The following is a 23,274-nucleotide window of genomic DNA, read 5'->3' as shown; positions in this document are numbered from 1 at the left end:
GAAACTCTGCTGTATTCAATCGACGTACCGTACGAGTTTCGAGATTGCATACAGCAGAGTTGTGTCAAGGGGCAAAAATTGGACCGGTGGTCGCCTGATTCGCGTCAGAGTGTCATGCGTCGTTCGCCGGAGATTTTCTGGCTGGCATACACGTGGCATGGGTGGGAGGCGTGTCGATCGATGTCATGAATGAGGCTATCTGTGCAGCAGCGAGCGGAGCGCGCGAACACCATCTCGGGTTTCGTCGAATCGGTCTGCACGGCCGGTTCGATTTGTTCGATACGCTGTACTGGTAACCCGCGCTCCGCTCATCTCGCGCCACGTCCTCGCCGCCAATCCACAAGGTAGCCGATTAAAACGGACACGATCCGATAAAAGGAAATGGAGAGATTCGATGAGCATCGAAGAGAACATTCAGATCGTGAAGGATATCTTTGCAGCGATAGGCAGCGGCGATAAGCAAGGTCTGCTGGCGTTGGTTGCCGAAGATATCGAGTGGGTCATTCCGGGCGAAGATTGGCCGCTGGCCGGCACGCACCGCGGGCACGCGGGGTTGGCGAAAGTGCTTCAGAAGGCTTCAGAGGAGGTGGAAATGACCTATCCAAAGCCTCCCGAATTCGTGGCGCAGGGAGACCGGATTCTGGTCGTCGGCGTCGCTACGGGGAAAATCAAAGCGACGAACAGGACGTTCAAGGACGACTGGGTATTCGCCATTACCGTCCGGAATGGCAAGCTGGCGAATATCCGGGAATATATCGACACGCAAGCACTGGCGCGGGCCTCTGACACGGACGCGAGCCGCGGGATCTGAACCATCGGGATCGGTACCCACGCAACGTCTACCAGGTTATGTTGACCGCCGTGCACTTCACTGCCGCGCGATAGAAGGTTCGGATGTGCAAGTGATGGCGGTCGGCTGCTGCGTGGCTTCCGTTATGCAGCAGGCGCAATTGACGCGCCGATGATCTCGTGGCGTGCGAGTGACTGCGCGACGAGCCCGGACGCCTTCGCTTCCTCGACGAAAGCCCCCAATGCATCTGCTGCCGCTGGTCCACGGCTCTTCGGCAAACCCATTGCCTGACGGATCACCATGAATCGCTTATCGAGCAAACGCAGGCCACCTGCTTGACGTGCGTCTGCCTCGAGTTGTTGCTTGACGCCAGCCGCGACTTCGAGGCCCTGGTCCAGGAAGGTTTGGACGACTGTCGGGGACGTCGGCGCGCGTACGATTTGCGCATGCTTGAGCTCGCGAGTCAGGAACAGGTCATAAGCGCTTCCCTCGCCGACGGCCACGCGGACGGCGCGCTGATCGACGTCCTCGTTGCAGCGAATCGGCGAAGCGTCGCGGACCAGGTAGTAGCCTTCGATCAAAACGTATGGCTCGGTGAACGCGATGGTTTCTCCTCGTCGTGGGTCCACGGCGAAGAAGCCGACGTCCGCTCGTTCCTCGCTTACCACCTGGACAGACTTGCCCGCCGAATTGCAAACCATGAGTTCGAACTCCACCCCGAGGGTTGCGGCCAAGGCCCGCGCGAGGTCCACCGAAACACCGGTCGGTGCGCCTGACGTGTCCTTGCCCGCGAGAATCGGGTTGCCAAGATTGATCGATGCGCGCAGCTTGCCGGTAGGTGCGAACGCGCGAATGACGGATAGGTCGGGTTTCATGGTGAGAGTGTTAGAAGGTTGGAATTCGTGGATGAGCATGAGTGTTCAGCCGCAGACCCGCGCGTTGCTCGACTTTAGCTTCGTCGACGAACGCGGCCGCAGCAGTATTGCCACGGCGAGCACGCTGGCAAGCGCAATGCCGCCGGCGAGGACAAACGCGCTGAAGAAGGTATGACTTTGCTCGACGAGAAATCCGGTTGCAGCCGGCCCGACGATCCCTGCGCAGTTTGCGATGGCGTGCACGCATCCGCCGACGCTGCCGAGCCTCGGACCGGGGATCGTGTCCTGAATCAGCGCCCAGTAGGTGCTACCGCTGAGATATAGCGCGAACACGGCAATGGCCATCAGCAGCAGCGCGCTGGCTGTCGTGGTCACCGCGCCGGCCAGCGTAACGCAAACTCCCGCAGTCCCGAGGCATACGATCAGTACCCGTTTGCGGGCACGCAACGCATTGCCCGTGCGGCGAAAAACAAAGTCCGACAGCACACCGCTCAAACCATAACCGATGAACCCTAGCAACCACGGCAGTACCGTCGCGAGACTCATACTCTTCAGGCTCAAATGACGGTCCATCATCAGAAAGCTCGGAAACCATGTCAGAAAGAAGAAAAGGATGTAGCTGTAGCCAAAGTACGAAATCATCGCCGCTAGAATGGCCGGCTGCTTGAGGTAGAAGCCGAGGCGCTGCACGTCCGAAGGATCTTCCGGGACGCTGCGGTCGGATTCGATAAGCCGACGCTCGTCGTCGGATACGCGCGGATGCTGATGCGGCTTGTCCGTCGCCATGAACTGCCAGAAGATCAGCCAGAGCAATCCCAAACACGCGATTGCCGCGAAGGCGACGCGCCAGCCGTAAGTCGCAGTCAACAGACCGACTACCGGCCCCGCAACCGCGCCACCCAAGGGCAGACCGCAATTCGCAAAGCCGAATGCAGTCGCCGATTCCTTATGCGGGAACCAGTTGTTCACGAGCTTGTTGATCGTTGTCGCAAGCGGACCCTCGGCCATGCCGAACAAGGTGCGCACTGCCAGCAGCGAGCCGAAGCCGGAGGCGAGGCCGGTCGCGCCGCATAGCAACGACCACATCAGGACTGCGCCTGAAAAGACGCGCTTGCCGCCCCAGCGGTCCGCCGCCCATCCGCCTATGAAATTGAATGCCGCGTAGCCGATGAAGAAGGTCGAAAACAACAGCCCGAGGCTGCCGGGCGACATATGCAGTTCCCGCATGACGGCGGGCGCGGCGACGGACAGCGCCGAGCGGTCGAGATAGTTGATGAAGCCTGCGATGAACAGCAGCAGGACGATGCGCCATCGGATGTTTGTCACCTGTTGTCTCCTTCAAGCTTGCTATGTGCTTGACCGCCGGGCGCCCGTTGGGCCGCCCGGCCTGTCGCTTTTCTGTTCGCCGGCGCGCCGCGGGTCGAGGCGGTATGGGCGTTGTGGGTTACGCAGATAAATAGGCCTTCAGTGCTGCGGACGCGCGGTCGCTTCCAGCATCGCGAGCTGTGCTGCGCCGATATCGATGCCTTCGGCCATCTGGCGTTCCAGACGGCCGAGTTCGATCTCGCCGGGCACGATCACGGGCGCATCCGGATCGGCAGGCCTTGAGCCGTGCAGGATTGCCGCATAGTCGGCCATATGCTTCGCGAGCCACTCGGTACTGCCGAGCCTGGTCGTATCGATCAGGATGAAGAAGTGGCCGAGATTCTGCGGTTGCTCAGGGTCGTCTTCCCAGGACTTCACGTGCGTCAGATAGGCCGCGCCGGAAAGCAGTCCAGCGAACAGGTCAACGACCAGCGCGAGGCCGTAGCCCTTGTGGCCGCCAATCGGCAGCAGGAAGCCATCGAGCGCTGCTTTTGGGTCAGTGGTCGGCTTGCCTTGGGCGTCGGTCGCCCAATCGCTGGGAATCGGTTCACCGCGCTTGAGCGCGTTTCGAATCTTTGCCCGCGCCGCAACGCTGATCGCCATGTCCAGAATGAACGGATGGCCATCCGGATCCGGAACGCCGAAGCCGACGGGACTGTTTCCAAGGCGCGCATCGGTGCCCCCCCACGGCGCGATGGTCGTCGTCGCATTGCTGCCGATGATACTGGCGAACCCCTGCCTGGCGGCGAGGTACGAATAGGGCGACACCGGGCCGAAATGATTGCTGCCCCGAACGAACACGCACGCGATGCCGTGTTTGCGCGCCGCCGTCATCGCCAGATCGAGTGCGCGATAGCCGACGAGCGGACCGATGCCGTTGTCGCCATCGAGTCGGTGAAGCGCGGGACCGACCTGTTGCGCGGTGATCGACGGCGTGGGATTGATGCCACCGATGCGCAGGCGAGAGCCGTATGATTCGATTCGGCTCGTGCCGTGAGTGCGCAAGCCAAACAGGTCGGCGAGCACGAGGATGGTGGCGGTGTCGGTAGCGTCGGAGCGATTCAGGCCGAGCGCACAGAGTGCTTCGATGGTCAGCTCGGTCAGTTGCGCCTTGCTGACGATGCCGTGCGTTGAGGTGGTGTGCGTCATGGACAGGGTGTCTCCTTCGATCAAAAAGCAGTGCGAATCAGGTGGCTGCCACAGACAGCGCTTCCTTTTTGCAGATGATCGGGGAAAGGCGACCCACGTGACAAACGCATATTTCCGTGCAATTGGTGCGTCGTATGCACGAATCGATTCAAACTACCGGATAGCCGCGAAGCTATTGCAACGCATCGGATGCGCGCATCTCCGTCAGCAACTGGAGGAAGAAGCGTCCGGCGGAAGACAAGCCGCGTCCGCGACGCTGAAGTACGCCGAGTGTGCGCCGGATAGGCGGATCGGTGAGCGCCACGCTGGCGAGCACCTTGTGTGGCCCGCGAGGCATGGCCAGACGAGGCACGACGCCCACGCCAAGCCCTGCTTCGATCAGGCTCACGAGAGCGGGCACATGGCGCACTTCGCAGAACCATTTCGGGCGCTCAGCGACGCCCGCCAGCGCCTCATCTATCACCGCGCGATTGCCGCTGCCTTGTGCGATCGCCAGATAGTCGAGGTTGGCGAGTTCCGCCCAGGCGACAGCTTTGCGTTTCGCGAGCGGATGACTGCGCGGGCAGGCGAGAACGAACGGGTCGTCGAGGAGCGGCGTGAACTCGATATCGGGCTCGTGTGTCCCGACGTAAGTTAGCCCGAAATCAGCTTCACCCCGCGCGACAGCGAGAAAAACCATCGACGACGGCTCGTCGATCAGACGCAGCCGGATGCCCGGGTAGCGTTGATGATAGGCCGCAATGGCCTCCGGAAGGAAATAGCGTACAGCCGAAGGCACGCACGCAATGGTGAGTTCGCCCGTCATCTTGCGGGCGAGATCGTCGAATTCCAGCATCGAGTTGTCGACCTCGTTGAGGATCCGATACGCGCGCTCCAGAAATCCGCGGCCGACGATGGTCAAATCCATCTTGCGCGTGGTTCGCTCGAAAAGCCTGACGCCTAGTGCCTCCTCCAGCTTTTCTATTCGACGCGATAGCGCTGATGCCGAAAGATGCAGCGTGTCCGCTGCGGCGCGAAAGCTCCCCAGGTCGGCTGTAGCGACAAAGGCGCGCAAGTCGGATATCTCGAAGTCCATCCCAATGGTCACACCGTGAAAGGAGTTGGCTAGTGTCGGTGGCGTGGGACCCGATGTCAATTCGCGTGTGCGATACACGAATCGGCCATTTTTGCGCTTCGCCCGCCGCGATGGGGACGCAACTCGGACCGTAGTAAAGAGCGCGTGTGGCGCACGGTCGTTGCGCTGATGCTTCCGGCGCTCGCAGTCATGTCAGCAAGGAAGCGAGCCAATGTGTTACCGCTACGGCTTCTAGGGATTGCCCGCACCACCTGACGCGCCGAACACCTGCCCGGTCACGTAGCTCGCCTGCGCGGATGCGACCTCCATGTAAAGCGGTGCAATTTCGGTGGGCTGCCCAGGGCGACCCATCGGCACCTGCTCGCCGAACTTCTGCACGTTTTCGGGCGTCTGTCCGCCGGTGACCTGCAGCGCTGTGCAGAACGGACCGGGTGCCACGGCGTTGACGCGAATGCCTCGCTTGATCATCTGCTTCGCGAGCCTTTCGTGAAGTTCGCAATTCCCGCTTTTGTCAGCGCGTAATCGAGCAGGTTCGCGGACGGCTCGTACGCGTTCACCGAACTGGTGTTGATGATGGCGGAGCCCGGCGGCATGTGCGGAATCGCGGCCTTTGTAATCCAGAACATCGCGTACAGGTTGGTGCGCAATGTCCAGTCGAACTGCTCGGTCGTGATGTCGAGGATCGAATCGTGACTTTGCTGGCGACCCGCGTTGTTGACCAGGATGTCGAGGCCACCCAGTTGTTGCCGGGACGCAAGGCGGTCGCGTTGCCGGGCGACATTCGCAGTGAGTCGTTCTGCCAGTCACTTGTGAACAACGCCTGGCGCGCAACCTCACGAGTCGGCGGCGACGAGCGAGCTATTCGCGACTGCAGCAGCAAGGCGAATTCCTGAGTCGAACATGTTGTGTCGGCGTGATGAGGCGCGTACGCACATGACGCAACCGATGTACGCTTACCGACTTAGAGAGCTTCATGAGAAAGATTTGTCTACGACCGTGAGGCGCGATGGCATCGTCGCCGGCCGAGCGGCCGTGGCTCTCCAGAATGCGTCGATAGTCCTTCACACACGATCAATCAACGATGAGAAGAATTTCTGTCCGTCGCTCGAGCGTGCATGGCCGCGGCGTGTTTGCGCTGAGAGCGCTGCGCGCTGGCGAACTCATCCTCGAATACACCGGTACGGTCATGGCCTGGAAGCATGCCGTAAGCCGCCATCGTCGATTCGGGGAGGCGGGCCATATGTTCCTCTTTGGTCTTTCCGATGGGCGGGTCATTGACGGTTCGCTTGGCGGCAACAGTGCGCGCTGGCTTAACCATGCCTGCGTCGCCAACTGTGAGGCGGTCGAGTCCGACGGAAGGGTCTACATTCAGGCAGTGTCGAATATCAAAGCCGGCGAGGAGCTGTTTATCGCATATGGGCTCACGACGGAGGGCCGCGCTTCAGCCGCAGTGCGGGCCCAGTATGCGTGCCGCTGCGGTCACCGTCGATGCCGCGGAACGATGCTCGCTGGCGTGTGACGCAACTTGGCCTCGGTGCGGGGATTGCCTGAAACGAAGGCCGGCCGTCTGGCTGGAGACAGTATGTGCGAGTGAGCCCAAGCTTGCAGAACACATGCAGCTTGTTTCCAAAGTGTAAGTCGAGGACGTCGCTTTAGCGACGATCACGGGTACTCCCGCCTTTGAACCTTAAGAGAATCTGAAGCATGCCCATCTACTACCTGGGAAAACGATAAGGACCGCTATGCAACGGAATGCCTAAGCTGTAGCAGCGTCCATTATTTTCGTGGTGCGCGCCTGGTCAGACGTAATCCGACGACGACAATGGGAGGTATGCGATGCGGAAGTACATGTGGGCCAATGCATTGGTCGCGTCAGCGGCTATCGCGATTGCAGGCTGTGGCGGGGATGATCTCAACAATGGCGGACCGCACCATGTGTCGGACATATCCGTACCCAACGTCAAGGCGGGCGTGAACTTCTCATTCGATATCGGCGTCGTCCTGGGTAGCCGGTACTACTTCACTGACAGGAACAACGCATCGCTGGATCAGATCGACATACCGTCGAAAGCCTTCGTCAAGCTCATCCAGGGAAGCGGGCCGCTCGCGTTCACTGGCCTCGGTCCCGGACCGAATTCGCAGGCCGGTCCAGACGGCGCAACTCCGGTCGGCAATCTCATCTATGCGGGTGACGTGAACTCCGTCAAAGTGGTCGATCCATCGGCGGGCGTCGTAACGAGCAAGATCACGGTCAGCGCAACGGGTGTGCGCGCAGACGAAGGTTGCGTGGATTCCGTGCACGGCATCTTCATGATTTCAAGCCCGGAAGAGACGCCCCCGTTCGCTACATTCATCAACACGGCCACGCAGACCGTTATCGCCAAAGTGACGTTCACCGATAGCGCAGGCCAACCCACCGCGGGCCTCGAAGCCTGCCGGTACGACGCTGCCGGCGACAACTTCTATGTGAACGTCGACGGAAGCACGGCGAATCCTCACGGCGAGTTGGTGAAATTGCCAGGTGCGGCGATTCGCGCCATACCGAACGGTGGTACGCAGAACTATACGACCCTTGCGGGCGTCGCGATGTACTCCGAAGGCAATTGTGATCCTACCGGGCTGGCACTTGGACCCGGAAGCGATATTGCCGTGGGGTGCAGGGAAGGGACGACTGGCGCTCCCTTACTGATGCAGATACTGAACCGTTCGAACGGCGCGCTTGTGGCGTCTCTCAACGCTGGCGGCGGCGATCAGCTCGAATACGATGCGCCCACCAACCGGTACTACAACGCAGCGAGCCGCTGGACGTCTTCTGGCAATGCATCGACCAACGGCGCCTGCTCGGCCGCCTCGCCATGCACGCCGGTGCTGACTATCGTGGACGCAGGCAACCGCCGTGTTGTTACCCGCCTGAACACGGGCAATAACGCGCACTCAGTTGCGGTCGATCCGGCGACGGGTCTCATCTTCGTTCCGTATTCTTCAGCGACATCGCCTGCGGGCTGTCCGGGTTGCGCAGCGAACGGGTTCGTCAATGGCGGGGTGTCGGTATTCGCGGCGCGATGAGACCCGTAACGGCAACAGACCGACGCGGCGGCATGGATGCGCTCGATGGCAGGCCATTTGCCTAAAAGCGCCCGCGATCGAACTCCGGCAGTGCACGCGTTCCTTCAATAGCGACGGCGCGCAGCAGTTCAGAATCCAGCCGTTCGTCGGGCAAGGCGATAAGCATGCCGACTTTGCGTTTGCATACGGCGCGCCGGCGGGCGCGATTGCTTTCGTCAGCACGATCAAGCTTCGCAAAGCGGGGTTCGATACGGCCGTTGATACCCGTGACGCATTTTGCAACGCGCAGCAGTATTTCATAGACCGGAAGCTCCTGCCCCCCGCATCGTGATAGGTCCAGGGAGGCAGATCGCCGCGTCAATCCGTTGGCGTGGCCGACGCTCACGCACGTGACCGTCTCGGGTGTAGTGACACTCATCTGCGCGCTGATCGTTTATCAGGCCGCGTACCTCTCCGAAGTCATCCGCTCCGGCATTGAGGCGATTCCTCGCGGGCAATTCGAAGCGGCACGCGCGCTCGGACTCGGCTACATGACGACGCTGCGGCAGGTGATCGTGCCCACATTCACCGCTATCGAGCGACGAATGTCGGCAAAGCGATTGGAACAGTCGCACCTGCATCGAGCGGTGACGGATCGCTAAGGCCGATGAACGGAATTCGTATCACCGCAGTCAAAATGGGCCGCACCGCCGGTCGCCAAAAGCGCGTCGCACAACGCCTGCAAAGATAATCTTCGTCGTTTCGCTCGCCCATGACCCGGCTCGATATGGGACTTAAGTGGCATTCTTCGGCATTGACGAACCGTCGGACGTTGATCTTTTTCAGCTGCAAACGGCTGTCGGATGGATGCAGCCATGCCCGCGCTGCTGGACGTGTCTCTTCGCTCCGATCATCCCCTTCCCACACGGCATTTCGGCGCAGGTCTACATGTTGGTCCGGATCAGACGGTCGCATCTTTTGTCGCTTTTTGCCTTCAGGGCGCAGTCATGCCAGCAATGAACCTACGCGCTGCATCGACCTGCAAAGTGGCAACGCAAGGAAAGGATCCCAACATGTCTGGGACCGCTCTGAGTAGCGAAAACCCTGGCGGGATCGCTCTTCCATGGTCAAACGTAACTGGTATGATGACATCATGACGGCATAAGTGACGAGCGCAAAAAAATAACGCATCGCCCGCGACTGGTTTTGCAGTGCACAGACGTTGACAAGGAGACAAACGATGAAGGCCTCAAAACGCTGGGTCGCGCTCGCCGCAGCCACGCTTACCCTCTTCACCGCGACGGGCACCGCACAGGCGGCCAACCTGATCGCCATCATTACCCCATCGCACGACAATCCATTTTTCAAGGCCGAAGCGGACACCGCCAATGCGCGCGCCAAAGCGCTCGGCTACGACACGATCGTGCTGGTGCATGACGACGACGCGAACAAGCAGTCCAACCTCGTCGACACCGCAATCGCCCGCGGTGCCAAGGCGATCATTCTCGACAACGCCGGTTCCGAGGCATCGATCTCGGCGGTGCGCAAGGCGAAGGCGGCGGGCATCCCGTCTTTCCTGATCGATCGCGAAATCAACGCGACCGGTATCGCGGTTTCGCAAATCGTGTCGAACAACTACCAGGGCGCGCAGCTTGGCGGCCGCGCGTTCGTCAAGGCGCTCGGCGAGAAGGGCAACTACGTCGAACTCGTTGGACGCGAAGCCGATATCAACGCCGGTATCCGTTCGAAGGGCTATCACGACGTGATCGACCAGTTCCCGAACATGAAGATGGTCGAGAGGCAGTCGGCGAACTGGAGTCAGACGGAAGCGTATCGCGTCATGGAGACCATTTTGCAGAGTCACCCGGATGTCAAAGGCGTGATCGCGGGCAACGATACGATGGCGATGGGAGCCTCCGCGGCATTGAAGGCGGCCAAGCGCAGCGACGTCATCGTCGTCGGTTTCGACGGCAGCAACGACGTGCGCGATGCGATCATGCGCAACGACATCCGCGCGACCGTTCTGCAACCGGCGGCGCTGGCCGCGACGGAAGCGGTCGAGCAAGCCGATAAATACATGAAGACCGGTTCGACCGGCAAGCCCGAAAAGCAGTTGATCAACTGCTCGCTGATTACCAAGGCGAACGCCGGCAAGCTGGATATGTTCGCCCTGCGCTAAAGCGTGTCTGTCGCCCGGGGCGGCACGTCCCCGGGTTTTCCTCCGGCGTGGAATGAGGACATTCATGAGAGCTTCTGTATACGCGGCCATTCTGCTGGTCGCGGGCGGTGCGCTGTCCGGCTGCAAACTCGTCAAGCACGATCCTCAGGCATCCAAAGGGTCGCGCGATGCGTACGCGTCGGCGGGCTACGATCCGAATGCGATGGTCGCCTCCATGTGGACCACGAAAGTGCTGCCCAGCGTCGAGAAGCGCGCGACCGATATCAAGGTGTTGCTTGACGCCATCAAGGCCGATCCCGACGCGGCCGGCAAAAAATATGGCTACCGGGGCAAGGACGACAGCGCGCCCTGGAATTTCCCGACCAGGGTGCGGGGCACCATTGTGTCGGTCGATACGGACTCGAGTCAGGGCACGGTGGGCGTCGATACGGACGGCGACGGCAAGGCAGACGTGATCGTCGACATCGGCCCGACGGTGTTGGGAACGACTCTGCGCGATTCGCTCGACTTCGTCTCGTTCGCGGATTTTCGCAATCAGATCGAATACGCCCGATTTGGAACCGCGCTCAATGCCTACGCGGCGGCACATGTGATGAAGCCGTTGCCGCGCAACGACCTGAAAGGGCAGCCGATCACGGTGACAGGCGCGTTCTCCTACGACGGCGCGAGCGACCAGCCGGAAGTGGTGCCGCTGGCTCTCGCGCTCGGGAGCAAGCCATGAGCGCGGCCCTCGTGCAGAACGATGTCGTCCTTCAGGTCGAGGCGGTGACGAAGGTGTATCCCGGCACGGTCGCATTGAAGGAGGCTAGCTTCACCGTGCGGCGCGGCGCGGTCAACGTGCTTGTGGGAGAAAACGGCGCGGGCAAGTCGACGATGATGAAAATCATCGCCGGTGCGGAGCAGCCCAGCACGGGGCGGCTGCTTCTCGACGGCCAGCCCGTTCAGCTCGCGAGCAGTTCGGACGCGCTGCGTCACGGCATCGGCATCGTGTTTCAGGAACTCAACCTGTTCCCGAATCTGTCGATCGCGGAGAACGTCTTCATCGCGCATGAAATCACGCGTGGGCGCATCGACATCGATGCCGGCGCGCAGCGCCGCAAGGTGAGCGAGTTGCTCAAGCGCCTCGAACTCGACGTCAGCCCGGATACGCTGGTCGAGGATCTGCGCATCGGTCAGCAGCAGCTCGTTGAAATCGCCAAGGCGCTGGCGCACGACGCGCGCATTCTGATTCTCGATGAGCCCACCTCCGCACTGAGCGCAGCCGAGGTCGATGTGCTGTTTCAGGTGATCGCGGATCTGAAGTCGCATGGCGTCGCGATTGTTTATATCTCCCACCGGCTCGAAGAACTGATCCGTATCGGCGACTACATCACCGTGTTGCGCGATGGCCGCATCACCGGCCATCAGCCGATGAACGAGGTGGACGTGCCGTGGATCGTGCGGCAGATGGTCGGCCGCGAGACGAAGGATTTTTCACGCCCCATCGGACACGAACGCGGCACCGAAGTGCTGCGCGTGCATGACGTATCGCTGCCGCGCAAGGGAGCCGGCCTGCTCGTAGACCACGTGTCGCTGTCGCTGCATGCGGGCGAGATCGTCGGCATTTACGGGCTGATGGGAGCGGGGCGCTCGGAACTGTTCGAATGCATTCTCGGCTGTCATCCGCATGCAACGGGCGACGTCGTGCTCGACGGCAAGCCGTTGAACGGCAAGCCGGTTGCAAAGCGTGTGGCGCAGGGCCTCGCGCTGATCCCCGAAGACCGCAAGGCCGATGCGTTGCTGCCGATCCTGTCGATCGGCAGCAACATGACGCTGTCGAGCCTCGCCGATTTCGCGCGGGGCTTTCATATCGAGCGGCAGCGCGAGCAGAACGCCGTCACGCGTTTCATCCGCGATCTGGCGATCAAGGTGGCCGACTCGCATCTGCCTGTGAGTTCGCTCTCCGGCGGCAATCAGCAGAAGGTCGTCATCGCGCGGGCGTTGATGACGGCGCCGAAGGTGTTGCTGATGGACGAGCCGAGCCGCGGCATCGACGTCGGTGCGAAGGCGGACATCTTCAAGGTGATGCGCGATCTCGCCGTCAAGGGACTCGGCATTCTGTTCGTCACGTCCGACCTCGAAGAAGTGATGGCGCTGTCCGATCGCATTCTGGTGATGTCGAACGGGCGTATCACGGCGGAATTCGGTGCAAACGAAGCCACGCAGGACGCGCTCGTTGCCGCATCGGCGATCGGACACCGGGTCGACGCGCACGGAACCGGACAACGCGCCGCTGCCTGACAAGAATCGATGCAACCAGGGATGTAACCCAAAGACGCAGGCCTGACTGGACGATTGGAGACCTTTTCATGACCGTAGCGATCAAAAGCGCCGCGCCCGGCGCAAACCTCGGTGAAGCGCCGCTTTTACTCCTGCTCAAGCTGCGCACGTTCATCGCGCTCTTTGCCGTCGTCATTTTCTTTTCGTTCGCGGCGCACAACTTTCTGAGCATCGAGAACCTGCTGATCATGTCGCGTCACGTTGCGCTCAACGCGTTTCTCGCGATCGGCATGACCTTCGTCATCGTGGCGGGCGGCATCGATCTGTCGGTTGGCTCGATCGTCGGACTGTCAGGGATGATCGCGGGCGGGCTGATTCTCAACGGGATTCCACTTGGCAGCAGCTACACGCTCTATCTGAGCGTGCCCGAGGTGATCGGCGTCGCGCTGCTCTCGGGCGTCGCGGTCGGCGCGGTGAACGGCCTGCTGATCACGCGGCTCAACGTCGCGCCGTTCATCGCCACGCTGGGCACGCTGTATATCGCGCGGGGCGCGGCGCTGTTGTCGTCGGGCGGCGAGACGTTTCCCAACCTGACCGGCAATCCGGATTTCGGCACCACAGGCTTTCCGATTCTCGGCAGTTCGTCCATTCTCGGCATTCCTCTCACGATCTGGCTGCTCGTCGTGGTCGGTGCATTCGCGGCCTATCTCGCGGCCCGCACGCCGCTGGGGCGGCAGATCTATGCGATCGGCAGCAACGAGCGCGCGGCGCAGCTCTCCGGCGTGCGCGTGAATCGCGTGAAGATGTTCGTCTATATGTTTTCGGGGTTTTGCGCGGCGATTGTCGGGCTGATCATTTCGTCGGAACTGGTCGCGTCGCATCCGTTGAGCGGCGAGACCTTCGAACTCAACGCGATCGCCGCGGCCGTACTGGGCGGAACATCGATGTCGGGCGGACGCGGCAAGATCGGCGGCACGATTATCGGCGCGTTCGTGATCGGCATTCTGTCCGACGGGCTCGTGATGATGGGCGTCAGTTCCTTCTGGCAGACCGTTATCAAGGGTGTCGTGATCGTCGCGGCGGTGGTGGTCGATCAGATCCAGCGGCGGGTTCAGCAGCGCTTCGCGTTGCAGAAACAGGCGGCGACAGGAGCGTGAGCGATGAGTGCAACGGACGCAACGCAGGTAATCAGCGCAACGACCACAACGGTGAAACGCTTCAAAGGTGCGTTGATCGGATGCGGCTTCTTCTCGCGCAATCATCTGCACGCATGGCGGGACATCGACGGCGCGGAGATCGTCGCGCTGTGCGATGCCGATAGCGAGCGGTTGAGGGCGGCAGGGCAGGCGTTCGGTATCGAGCGTCTGTACAGGGATGCAGCGGCGATGCTAAGCGCCGAGCAACTGGATTTCGTCGACATCGCCACGACTGCGCCGAGTCATCGTTCGCTTGTCGAGCTGGCCGCGCAAGCGGGCGTCGCGGCGATCTGCCAGAAGCCGTTCGCACTGACGCTCGCCGATGCGCGCGCAATGGTCGCCGCTTGCGAGCGGGCCGGCGTGCCGCTGATGGTCCATGAGAACTTTCGCTGGCAGCCGGCGATTCAGGCCGTGGGACGCGCGCTGCGTGACGGTGCGATCGGCACGCCGTTCTGGGGCCGCGTGTCGTTTCGTTCAGCGTTCGACGTATTCAGCGGGCAGCCGTATCTCGCGCGAAACGAACGTTTCATTGTGGAAGACCTCGGTATTCATATTCTCGACATCGCGCGCTTTCTGTTTGGCGACGTGACGCGTCTTGCCGCGGCGACCTCGCGCGTGAATTCCGCGATTGCCGGTGAAGACGTTGCCACCATTCTGCTCACACACGAAAGCGGCGTGACGAGCGTGGTGGATTGCAGCTACGCGTCGCGTCAGGCACGCGAGCTGTTTCCGCAGACGCTGGTCGAAGTGGACGGCGCTGAGGGCACGCTGCGGCTGTCGGCGGACTACCGGCTGGAGATTCACAACCGCGACGGCACGCGCACCGCAACAGCGGCGCCGCCGCCGTTGGCGTGGGCAAGCGTGCCGTGGGAGGCGATCCAGGCCAGCGTGGTGAATATCCAGCGCCACTGGATCGCGTGCCTTCGCAATGGAGGCGAGCCGCAGACGAGCGGCCGCGACAACCTGAAGACGCTTGCGCTCGTCGAAGCAACGTATCTCTCCGCGCGTGAAGGCCGGACGGTCGAGTTGAAATCGCTCGAGGCGGAAGCGCCTGCGGTCACGTCCACTTCTTCCGGTGCGGTGCGGCGATGAATAGCCGTGACGCCTCGCCCGCCAACATTTACTACGGCACCTCGCAGATCGAGCCACGGGGGCAGACGCTGACGGCCGGCCCGTGGTCGGCGCTTTTCATCGACGGTGCGTTGCGCGATATTCGCTACGGCGGCACCGAAGTGATTCGCGCGATGAGCTGGCTGGTGCGCGACCGGGATTGGGGCACTTGCCGGCCGGACATTCGCGACCTCGAAGTCGACTCGCATGCGCGAGGCTTTCGCGTCTCATACGCCGCGCGCTGCGCGAATCCGGACGGTCATGTGCTGAGCTACACGGTCCTGATCGAATGCGATGCGGACGGTGCGTTCGAATGCAGCGCTCAGGCGACGGCGCAAACGGATTTCGTCGCGGCGCGCTGCGGCTTCGTGGTTCTCCATCCGATCGAGGGCGTCGCCGGTGCGGCGGCGCGCGTGGAGCACGATGACGGCACGATCGAAGTATCGTCGTTTCCTGCGCTGATCGATCCGTGGCAACCGTTCACGCGTATCCGCACGATCGAGCATGCGCTTGCATCCGGCGAAACGGTGCGCTGCGCGTTCACGGGCGATGTGTTCGAGATGGAAGACCAGCGCAACTGGTCGGACGCATCATTCAAGACTTACTCGCGTCCGCTCGAACTGCCGTGGCCGTATACGATCGAAACGGGCTGGACGGGCGAGCAGTCAGTATGTATCGAAGTCGACGGTGCGCCGCGCCAATTGAACGAGGTAGCGGCACTGCCGCGGCAGCATGGCGAAAGTCGGTATAGCGAAATACTGATCGACTTGCGCGGCATGGACGAGCCGATGCCCGATCTCGGCGTGGCGATCGCGCCCGACGAGATCGAAGCGACGCTTGTCAATCTGTCATTGCTGGCCGAACTTGCGCCGCAGCGCCTGACGCTGCACTTCGATCCCGTCGCCGGTCATGGTGCGGCGGAACTCGTGCGGTTCGCGCAGTTGCAGCGGCGCGCCGCGATCCCGGCCGTGCTCGAATGCGCGCTGCCTGGCGTGGCCGCGCCCGAACACGAATTGCAACGGATCGCGGCGCGGATTCGGGAAGCCGGCCTCGAGTTGACCGGCATCGTTGTCAGTCCGTCCGTGCACCGGCAGTCGAACCCGCCGGGGAGCATCAGCCCGCCATGCCCGCCACTCGACGAGGTCTACCGCGCCGCACGCCGCGCGTTTCCCGGCCTGCGTCTGGGCGGCGGCATGCTGAGTTACTTCACGGAACTCAATCGAAAGCGGCCGCCGCTCGAGTTGGTCGATTGGGTCACGCACGCAACCTGTCCCATCGTTCACGCAGCCGACGACCGCAGCGTGATGCAAACGCTCGAGGCGATTCCCCACATCACGCGTTCCTGTCGCGCGTTGATTGGCGCGCGGCCGTATGCGATCGGGCCGGTATCGATCGGCATGCGGCAGAACCCGTATGGTTCGCGCGTGATGCCGAATCCGCAAGGCGAGCGTGTGGCGATGGCCGGCGACGACCCGCGTCAGCGCGGTCTGTTTGGCGCGGCGTGGCTGGCCGGTTATGCAATGGCGCTCGAAGGCGCGGCGCTCGAATGCCTGACGCTCGGCGCGCTAACGGGGCCGCGCGGCCTGATCGACCCCGCGTCCAGTCCGGCGCGCTATCCGATGTTTCACGTCGCGGCGGCGATGGCGCGGATGACCGGTATGGACCGGTTGCAGTGCGGCGCGGCGAATCCTCGCGAGGTGGCGTGTTTTGGCGCGCGCGACGCGAAGGGACGCATGCGCCTGGTCGTCGCCAACCTCACGCCAGATCCATGCGCGGTCCGCCTGAGGTTCGCCGGCGGCGAGGTGGTGGGCGACATGAGCGTTTCGACGCTCGATGAATCGTCGTTCGAAGCGGCTCGAGGCGGGCAAATCCCGGTGGACTGTCTGAGCCCCGGGCACGGCACCGTGTCCCTCAAGCCCTTTGCCTGCGTGCAGATAGCTGTCGGGCTGACGCCTTTCGGACGGCCCATGTCCGCCGCCCGCCACCGATAAACCGCTCCGTGAATACCCCACTGTCCGCACTTTAAGCATCATGGTCTACTCATCACACCAGTACATCACATGAGTGATGTGTCGAGGCGACCTGATTGGAGGATGTGAGATGCAAACCGTACCCGTGAATCAGGTCGAGCGATCGGCCATACGCAAGGTATCGATTCGCCTTGTGCCGTTCGTGGCGCTGATGTTCTTCATCAATTTTCTCGACCGCACGGCGATCTCGTTTGCCGGTCCGAACGGCATGACGAAGGACCTCGGCCTGAGCGCCGCGCAGTTCGGTCTTGCGGCTGGCGTGTTTTTCATCGGTTACATCGTGCTGGAGATTCCGAGCAATCTCGCGTTGCATAAGTTCGGCGCGCGCCGTTGGCTCGCTCGCATCATGGTGTCGTGGGGCGTCGTCGCGTTGCTGTTCACGTGGGTCAGCAGTATTCCCGGCCTGTACACGCTGCGTTTCCTGCTCGGCGTGACGGAGGCGGGCTTTTTCCCGGGCGCGATTCTGTTCCTCAGCATGTGGGTGCCGTCGCGCTATCGCAGCCACATCCTCGCGCTGTTCTATCTCGCGCAGCCGCTGACGATCGTAATCGGCGCACCCGTTGCCGCGTTGCTGATCGAAGCGCATGGCCTCTTCGGACTTGCCGGCTGGCGCGTGATGTTCTTCGGTGTCGCGGTGCCCGCGATCGTGATCGGCGTGGTGGCATGGTTCTATCTCGCCGACCGGCCGTCGCAGGCGCGCTGGCTAACCGCGGCCGAGAAAGCCTGGCTCACCGCCGAACTCGAAGCGGAAGAACTCGCCCGCGCCAATGCGTCGACACAGCACTCGATGCATGCGCGAGCCGCGCTCAGAAGCGGCCGCGTATGGATGTTCGCGTTGATGTACTTCGGCCTGATCTACGGACTCTATGCGCTCGCTTTCTTTCTGCCGACGATCATCGGCGGCTTTGAAGGCCAGTTCGGCACGCACTTCAACGTGTTCCAGAAGGGCTTGATCACCGCGATCCCGTATCTGCCCGCCGCGCTCGCGCTGTATCTGTGGAGCCGCAACGCGACGAAGCATGGCGTGCGTGCATGGCACATCGGCGTGCCGGCACTGATCGGCGCGGCGAGCATTCCCCTCGCGCTGTACATGCAATCGCCTGCGGCGACCGTCGCCGTGATTACCGTCACCGCCTGCGCGATCTTTTCCGCGCTGCCGAACTTCTGGGCGCTGCCCGCGCGCTTTCTCTCCGGCGCCGCGGCTGCGGCGGGCATCGCGCTGATCAACACCATTGGCAATCTCGCCGGCTTCATGGCGCCGTACGTCACGGGCGCCGTGAAGGATGCGACGGGCTCATATCACGCGCCGATGTTCGTCGTCGGTGTGCTGATGCTGATGAGCGCGGGACTGGCCTTCGCGTTCTGCAGCAGCGCGCGCCTGCCAAAACCCGGTGACGGCATCGCGCCCGTCACGCTCGAGCCGCAATCGCATTCGAGCTGATCGCCACGAATTTCAATGAATCCATGCAAGGAGCTCACACCATGAAAGAGAAAATCGCACTGTTCGGCGCCGGCGGAAAGATGGGCTTTCGCCTCACCAGCAATCTGCTGAAGTCCGACTATCGCGTCGCGCATGTCGAGGTGAGCGAGGCGGGGCAAAAGCGTCTCAGGGAAGAACTGAACGTCGACTGCGTGTCGACCGATGCCGCGCTCGACGGCGCACAGGTGGTGATCCTCGCCGTGCCCGACACACTGATCGGCAAGCTCAGTCACGAGATCGCGCCGAAGCTGCCGGCGGGCACGATGGTGATGACGCTCGACGCCGCGGCGCCGTTCGCAGGCCATCTGCCTGAGCGGCCCGATCTGACATATTTCGTCGCGCACCCGTGTCATCCAATCATTTTCAATAACGATGACGATCCGAAAGCGCGGCGCGATTTCTTCGGTGGCGCGTACGCGAAGCAGTCGATCACCAGCGCGCTGATGCAAGGACCGGAAGAAGCGTTCGACCTCGGTGAAGACGTGGCCAAAGTGATCTACGCGCCGATTCTTCGCTCGTATCGTTTGAGCGTCGACCAGATGGCGCTGCTCGAACCCGGCCTGTCGGAAACGATTTGCGCGACGCTGCTCTACGTGATGCGCGAAGCGATGGACGAGACCGTGAAGCGGGGCGTGCCGAAAGAGGCCGCGCGCGACTTTCTGCTCGGGCACATGAACATCCTGAGCGCGGTGATCTTCAACGAAATTCCCGGCGCGTTCTCCGATGCGTGCAACAAGGCGATCGAATTCGGCAAGCCGCGGCTGATGCGCGACGACTGGAAGAACGTGTTCGATCGCGCGGAAATCGCCGAGAGCATCCGCCGGATCACGTGATAGGGCGATGTGCGCCTTCTTTCCGATTTCCAAACAGGGATTGATATCGTGAGCGAACGTATTCACGCGACTTACTGGCTCGAAACCGGCGACGATCCACAACGTGCTGCCGACGTGATTGCCGGCGAGCAATCGAGCGGCACCTTTGTCGCGCTGCCGAACGAAACGCCGGAATTGAAGGCTCGCTCGGGCGCGCGCGTCGAGCATCTCACGGTGCTGGAAACGGTCGGCAGGCCGAGTCTGGCTGGCGGAATCGTGTCGGAGCGGTATAGCCGCTGCACGCTCGAACTGTCGTGGCCGATCGAAAATCTCGGTGCGTCCCTGCCGAATCTGATGTCGACCATCGCAGGCAATCTTTTCGAGCTGCGGCAGGTGTCGGGTTTGCGTCTAACCGGGCTGACGTTGCCGCCGTCGTTCGCTTCGGCGTATCCGGGGCCCGCGTTCGGTATCGAAGGCACGCGGCGGCTGAGCGGTGTGGCGCACGGTCCGTTGATCGGCACGATCATCAAACCGAGCGTCGGGTTGTCGCCCGTGGAGACGGCGCAGCAGGTGCGCGAACTCGTCGCGGGCGGCATCGACTTCATCAAGGACGATGAATTGCAGGCCGACGGTCCGCACTGTCCGTTCGACGAACGGGTGCGGGCCGTGATGCGTGTGGTCAATGCGGAAGCGGATCGCACCGGCAAGAAGGCGATGGTCGCGTTCAACCTGACGGGCGACCTGGATCAGATGCGTCGTCGTCATGATCTCGTGCTGGCCGAGGGCGGCACGTGCGTGATGGCCGTGCTCAACTCGATCGGTCTGGTCGGCATGCATGAATTGCGGCGGCACGCGCAGTTGCCGATTCACGCGCATCGCGCCGGCTGGGGTTATCTGTCGCGCTGCCCCGAGCTTGGCTGGGACTACGCGCCGTGGCAAATGATCTGGCGTCTCGCGGGTGCCGACCATCTGCACGTGAACGGACTGCGCAACAAGTTCAGCGAGCCCGACGACAGCGTGATCGCCGCCGCGCGCGCGGTGCTCGCGCCGGTGATGCGCGAAGCGCCGATGTCCGCGATGCCGGTGTTCAGTTCAGGGCAGACCGGCTTGCAGGCCGCGGACACGTACGCCGCGATCGGCTGTGCGGATCTGATTCACACGGCCGGAGGCGGTATCTTCGGTCATCCGGGCGGCGTGGCAGCGGGCGTCGAGGCGTTACGCGAGGCGTGGGTCGCCGCCGTCGAAGGCGTGCCGCTCAAGCAGCATGCCGCAAGACATCCGGCATTGAACGCCGCGCTGGAGTTCTGGAAATGAACGGGACGGAGCCGGCGGAGCCGACGAACGGGACGAACGCGACAGCGTGGCCTGCCGGGCTGCTGCTCGCCTATTACGGCGACGACTTCACGGGCTCGACGGACGCGATGGAAGCCATGCAAGCCGCCGGCGTGCCAACCGTGCTGTGTCTGCAAAAGCCGACGCCCGAGTTGCTGGCGCGTTTTCCAGAAGTGCGCTGCGTGGGCATGGCGGGTTCTTCGCGTGGACGCTCCAGCGCATGGATGGACGACGAGCTTCCGGATGTTCTCGCGAGCCTTGCCGCGCTCGGCGCACCGATCCTGCAATACAAGGTCTGCTCGACGTTCGATTCGTCTCCCGAGGTCGGATCGATCGGCCGCGCAATCGACATCGGCGTCAGGCATATGCCCGGCAACTGGTCGCCGATGGTGATCGGCGCGCCGCGCCTGAAGCGTTATCAGATGTTCGGCAACCTGTTCGCCGCCGTGGATGGTGTCGGCTACCGGCTCGACCGGCATCCGACCATGTCGCGGCATCCCGTCACGCCGATGAACGAGGCCGATCTTCGCCTGCATCTCGCGAGGCAAACGGCGCGGCGCATCGAGCTGATCGACATGCTTGAACTGCGCGGCGCCGATGTCGCGACGCGAGTGCGAGCGCTGTGCGCGCCCGACATGCCGGTCGTCCTGATCGACGTGCTCGACGAAGAGACCCTGGCCGAGGCGGGCCGTCTGGTTTGGGAACAGCGTGGCGAAGGGATTTTCACGGCGTCGTCGTCGGGTCTGCAATACGCGCTGGCGGCGCACTGGCGCGCGCGTGGGTTGTTGCCGCCGACGCCCTCGCTACCGGCCGCCGATCCCGTCCAGGCGATCGCGGCCGTCAGCGGCAGTTGCTCGCCGGTGACGGCCGCGCAAATCGGCTGGGCGCGCGCACACGGTTTTCACACCGAGCGCCTCGATCTGCCTCGGGCGCTCGATTCGCGCGACGGAGCCGCCGAGATCGAACGCGTCGTGACGGCAGCCACGCAGGCGTTGACTCGCGGCATCAGCGTGATCGTGCATAGCGCCGAAGGGCCGGACGACCCGGCGGTAACCGGCTTCGACGCCATTGCGTCCGCTGCGGGATTTGCGCGGCACGATGCGGCGCGCAAAGTCGGGCGCGCATTGGCCGAGGTGATGCGGCGGCTGCTCGATAGCGTCGAGCTGACGCGCGTGGTCGTCGCCGGTGGCGACAGCTCGGGCGAAGTGGCGAGCGTGCTCGGCATCGATGCGCTGAGCGTCATGGCGGGGCTCGTGCCTGGCGCGCCGCTGTGCCGCGCATGGTCCGCAGAGCCGCGGCGCGATGGTCTGCAAATCGTGCTGAAAGGCGGCCAGATCGGCGATGCAACGTTCTTCGGCATGGTCCGGGAAGGGCGGCTGGCGGGGGCGTAACGTGCGGCGCGCGTTGAACCAGCGAGCGGTCGCGCCGCACGCCACCGGTCTTGTCAGGTCATAGGTGGCGACGGCCCCCGCGCCCTTCCATCCGGCGGCGTGTCCGTGGTAAGGTCATTACACCACTTGGTTTTACGCGGACATGTCATGGCTGAGATCATTCAGCGCCGAAAGCTGTATCAGGAAGTTGTCGACCGGCTTATGGAGCGAATCCGTTCGGGCGAAATCGCGCCCGGCGCGCAGCTTCCGTCTGAGCGGGAGTTGATGGAAATCTACGGCGTGGGCCGGCCCGCCATTCGCGAGGCGCTGCAAACGCTGGAGCGCTCCGGCATCGTCGAGATCGTGCACGGCGAGCGTGCGAGGGTCGTTGTTCCCACGGCCGATCGGCTGATTGCGCAGATCGCCGGCGGCGCGATGCACCTGCTGCGCAGTCATCCCGACATGCTGGCTCACCTGAAAGAGGCGCGGGTCTTTCTCGAGACGGGCACCGCGCGCATGGCGGCGGAGCGCGCGACCGAAGAGGACGTGGCTCGCCTGCAACTCAGCGTGGCGCGGCACCGCGCTTCCATGGTCAATCTCGAGGAGTTTATCGAGCGCGATATGGCGTTTCATCGCGAGATTGCGCTGATCAGTGGCAATCCGATTTTCCCGTCGATTGTCGAATCGCTGTTTCGCTGGGCGGGCGAATACTACCGGCCGCTCGTGCGCGCGCCGGGCGCAGAAGAGTTGACGTTGTCGGAACACCAGCGAATCGTCGATGCAATCGCGAAACATGATGGCGACGGTGCGGCTGAAGCAATGCGCGCGCATCTGAATCGTGCAAACGAACTGTATCGAACGCTTAGCCGGACGTAATCGAGGGCTCTACCAGGTCACGTCTGCGCTACGGTCCAGGATGCGGCGAATCTGTCACGACGCGTACTGCAATGCCTATCTTTGTTGAACGCAGCCCAGCAGGTTGGCTGACTGGGGCGATTCATCAGCTTCTGGACCTGCACTCTTCGGACGCGCCAGACAGGGACAGCCGGAAGAGCGGTGGCGACGCGATATCCCATTCACCTTGAGAGTGGAGATCAATGGCGTGCTTTGTCGATTGCGAGTCCGAACAGTGAGCGAAGAGGTCGATCGGAAAGGCCACCATCGGCGCCATTGACCGACCATGGGGGACAACGACGTAGTACGCGAT

At 62.7% G+C, this 23,274-nt stretch carries 21 protein-coding genes and 2 pseudogenes; 16 read left to right on the top strand and 7 right to left on the bottom strand.

The features are described 5' to 3' along the window. Nucleotides 1–394: 394 nt before the first annotated feature. On the top strand, nucleotides 395–811 hold the full coding sequence (locus tag BGRAMDRAFT_RS27395; RefSeq protein ID WP_006052146.1) for a nuclear transport factor 2 family protein: 417 nt from the start codon (nucleotides 395–397) through the stop codon (nucleotides 809–811). Between the two features lie 122 nt (nucleotides 812–933). Here the strand turns inward: BGRAMDRAFT_RS27395 and BGRAMDRAFT_RS27390 are convergent, their stop codons facing one another. The 5 genes and pseudogenes from BGRAMDRAFT_RS27390 to BGRAMDRAFT_RS27370 form a co-directional block, all read right to left on the bottom strand. After that, nucleotides 934–1,665 (bottom strand): ABC transporter substrate-binding protein, encoded by a 732-nt coding sequence (locus BGRAMDRAFT_RS27390; RefSeq protein ID WP_044021913.1) that lies wholly within the window; start codon nucleotides 1,663–1,665, stop codon nucleotides 934–936. A gap of 45 nt (nucleotides 1,666–1,710) precedes the next feature. Further along, complete coding sequence (locus BGRAMDRAFT_RS27385) at nucleotides 1,711–2,991, bottom strand: MFS transporter (RefSeq protein ID WP_006052144.1); 1,281 nt, start codon at nucleotides 2,989–2,991, stop codon at nucleotides 1,711–1,713. A gap of 138 nt (nucleotides 2,992–3,129) precedes the next feature. Then, complete coding sequence (locus tag BGRAMDRAFT_RS27380; RefSeq protein ID WP_006052143.1) at nucleotides 3,130–4,179, bottom strand: Ldh family oxidoreductase; 1,050 nt, start codon at nucleotides 4,177–4,179, stop codon at nucleotides 3,130–3,132. A gap of 172 nt (nucleotides 4,180–4,351) precedes the next feature. After that, nucleotides 4,352–5,254, bottom strand: a complete 903-nt coding sequence (locus BGRAMDRAFT_RS27375) for a LysR family transcriptional regulator (RefSeq protein ID WP_006052142.1) — start codon at nucleotides 5,252–5,254, stop codon at nucleotides 4,352–4,354. A gap of 231 nt (nucleotides 5,255–5,485) precedes the next feature. Next, nucleotides 5,486–5,976, bottom strand: a pseudogene (locus BGRAMDRAFT_RS27370) (SDR family oxidoreductase). Between BGRAMDRAFT_RS27370 and BGRAMDRAFT_RS35695 the strand changes: the two are divergent. The 3 genes from BGRAMDRAFT_RS35695 (at nucleotide 5,944) to BGRAMDRAFT_RS27355 (ending at nucleotide 8,320) form a co-directional block, all read left to right on the top strand. After that, complete coding sequence (locus BGRAMDRAFT_RS35695) at nucleotides 5,944–6,147, top strand: hypothetical protein (protein ID WP_006052139.1); 204 nt, start codon at nucleotides 5,944–5,946, stop codon at nucleotides 6,145–6,147. The pseudogene BGRAMDRAFT_RS27370 and the gene BGRAMDRAFT_RS35695 sit on opposite strands and share 33 nt — an antisense overlap. 188 nt (nucleotides 6,148–6,335) lie before the next feature. Continuing rightward, nucleotides 6,336–6,773, top strand: coding sequence for an SET domain-containing protein (locus tag BGRAMDRAFT_RS27360; protein WP_044021911.1), 438 nt, complete (start codon nucleotides 6,336–6,338; stop codon nucleotides 6,771–6,773). A gap of 317 nt (nucleotides 6,774–7,090) precedes the next feature. Beyond that, entirely contained in the window at nucleotides 7,091–8,320 is a 1,230-nt protein-coding gene (locus BGRAMDRAFT_RS27355; protein WP_006052137.1) for a YncE family protein, read from the top strand. Between the two features lie 61 nt (nucleotides 8,321–8,381). Here BGRAMDRAFT_RS27355 and BGRAMDRAFT_RS35100 read toward each other — a convergent pair whose 3' ends face one another. Continuing rightward, on the bottom strand, nucleotides 8,382–8,705 hold the full coding sequence (locus BGRAMDRAFT_RS35100; protein ID WP_175130969.1) for a hypothetical protein: 324 nt from the start codon (nucleotides 8,703–8,705) through the stop codon (nucleotides 8,382–8,384). Between the two features lie 4 nt (nucleotides 8,706–8,709). Here BGRAMDRAFT_RS35100 and BGRAMDRAFT_RS35690 point away from each other — a divergent pair, with 4 nt between their 5' ends. From BGRAMDRAFT_RS35690 to BGRAMDRAFT_RS27290, 12 genes are all read left to right on the top strand, one after another. After that, nucleotides 8,710–8,961 carry an ABC transporter permease subunit gene (locus BGRAMDRAFT_RS35690; protein WP_409372907.1) on the top strand — a complete coding sequence of 84 codons (252 nt, stop codon included), beginning with the start codon at nucleotides 8,710–8,712 and terminating at the stop codon, nucleotides 8,959–8,961. A 578-nt stretch (nucleotides 8,962–9,539) separates the two neighbouring features. Continuing rightward, the gene (locus tag BGRAMDRAFT_RS27340) at nucleotides 9,540–10,478 is read left to right on the top strand and encodes a D-ribose ABC transporter substrate-binding protein (protein ID WP_006052135.1); all 939 of its coding nucleotides are present in this window, start codon (nucleotides 9,540–9,542) and stop codon (nucleotides 10,476–10,478) included. A 64-nt stretch (nucleotides 10,479–10,542) separates the two neighbouring features. Then, nucleotides 10,543–11,199: a DUF2291 family protein gene (locus BGRAMDRAFT_RS27335; RefSeq protein ID WP_006052134.1), complete on the top strand. Its 657-nt coding sequence runs from the start codon at nucleotides 10,543–10,545 to the stop codon at nucleotides 11,197–11,199. Further along, nucleotides 11,196–12,758, top strand: coding sequence for a sugar ABC transporter ATP-binding protein (locus BGRAMDRAFT_RS27330; protein ID WP_006052133.1), 1,563 nt, complete (start codon nucleotides 11,196–11,198; stop codon nucleotides 12,756–12,758). Before BGRAMDRAFT_RS27335 ends, BGRAMDRAFT_RS27330 begins: the two co-directional genes overlap by 4 nt. 68 nt (nucleotides 12,759–12,826) lie before the next feature. Next, entirely contained in the window at nucleotides 12,827–13,894 is a 1,068-nt protein-coding gene (locus tag BGRAMDRAFT_RS27325; protein ID WP_006052132.1) for an ABC transporter permease, read from the top strand. 3 nt (nucleotides 13,895–13,897) lie between these two features. Next, nucleotides 13,898–15,025, top strand: a complete 1,128-nt coding sequence (locus tag BGRAMDRAFT_RS27320; protein ID WP_006052131.1) for a Gfo/Idh/MocA family protein — start codon at nucleotides 13,898–13,900, stop codon at nucleotides 15,023–15,025. After that, complete coding sequence (gene apnL / locus BGRAMDRAFT_RS27315) at nucleotides 15,022–17,034, top strand: D-apionate lactonase (protein WP_006052130.1); 2,013 nt, start codon at nucleotides 15,022–15,024, stop codon at nucleotides 17,032–17,034. Before BGRAMDRAFT_RS27320 ends, apnL begins: the two co-directional genes overlap by 4 nt. Before the next feature lie 109 nt (nucleotides 17,035–17,143). Beyond that, nucleotides 17,144–18,514 carry an MFS transporter gene (locus BGRAMDRAFT_RS27310; protein WP_006052129.1) on the top strand — a complete coding sequence of 457 codons (1,371 nt, stop codon included), beginning with the start codon at nucleotides 17,144–17,146 and terminating at the stop codon, nucleotides 18,512–18,514. Nucleotides 18,515–18,555: 41 nt separating this feature from the next. Further along, entirely contained in the window at nucleotides 18,556–19,386 is an 831-nt protein-coding gene (locus BGRAMDRAFT_RS27305; protein WP_006052128.1) for a phosphogluconate dehydrogenase C-terminal domain-containing protein, read from the top strand. A 48-nt stretch (nucleotides 19,387–19,434) separates the two neighbouring features. Next, entirely contained in the window at nucleotides 19,435–20,679 is a 1,245-nt protein-coding gene (locus BGRAMDRAFT_RS27300) for a ribulose-bisphosphate carboxylase large subunit family protein (protein ID WP_044021908.1), read from the top strand. Next, nucleotides 20,676–22,088 (top strand): 3-oxo-isoapionate kinase OiaK, encoded by a 1,413-nt coding sequence (gene oiaK / locus BGRAMDRAFT_RS27295; RefSeq protein ID WP_006052126.1) that lies wholly within the window; start codon nucleotides 20,676–20,678, stop codon nucleotides 22,086–22,088. Before BGRAMDRAFT_RS27300 ends, oiaK begins: the two co-directional genes overlap by 4 nt. 147 nt (nucleotides 22,089–22,235) lie before the next feature. Further along, complete coding sequence (locus tag BGRAMDRAFT_RS27290; RefSeq protein ID WP_006052125.1) at nucleotides 22,236–22,943, top strand: transcriptional regulator NanR; 708 nt, start codon at nucleotides 22,236–22,238, stop codon at nucleotides 22,941–22,943. A 124-nt stretch (nucleotides 22,944–23,067) separates the two neighbouring features. Here BGRAMDRAFT_RS27290 and BGRAMDRAFT_RS35685 read toward each other — a convergent pair. Next, nucleotides 23,068–23,274 (bottom strand): annotated as a pseudogene (locus BGRAMDRAFT_RS35685) (hypothetical protein); the annotation flags it as partial.

The sequence above is a fragment of the Paraburkholderia graminis C4D1M genome, from assembly GCF_000172415.1.
GTDB lineage: Bacteria > Pseudomonadota > Gammaproteobacteria > Burkholderiales > Burkholderiaceae > Paraburkholderia > Paraburkholderia graminis.
This window is presented reverse-complemented; position numbering and strand designations above follow the sequence as displayed.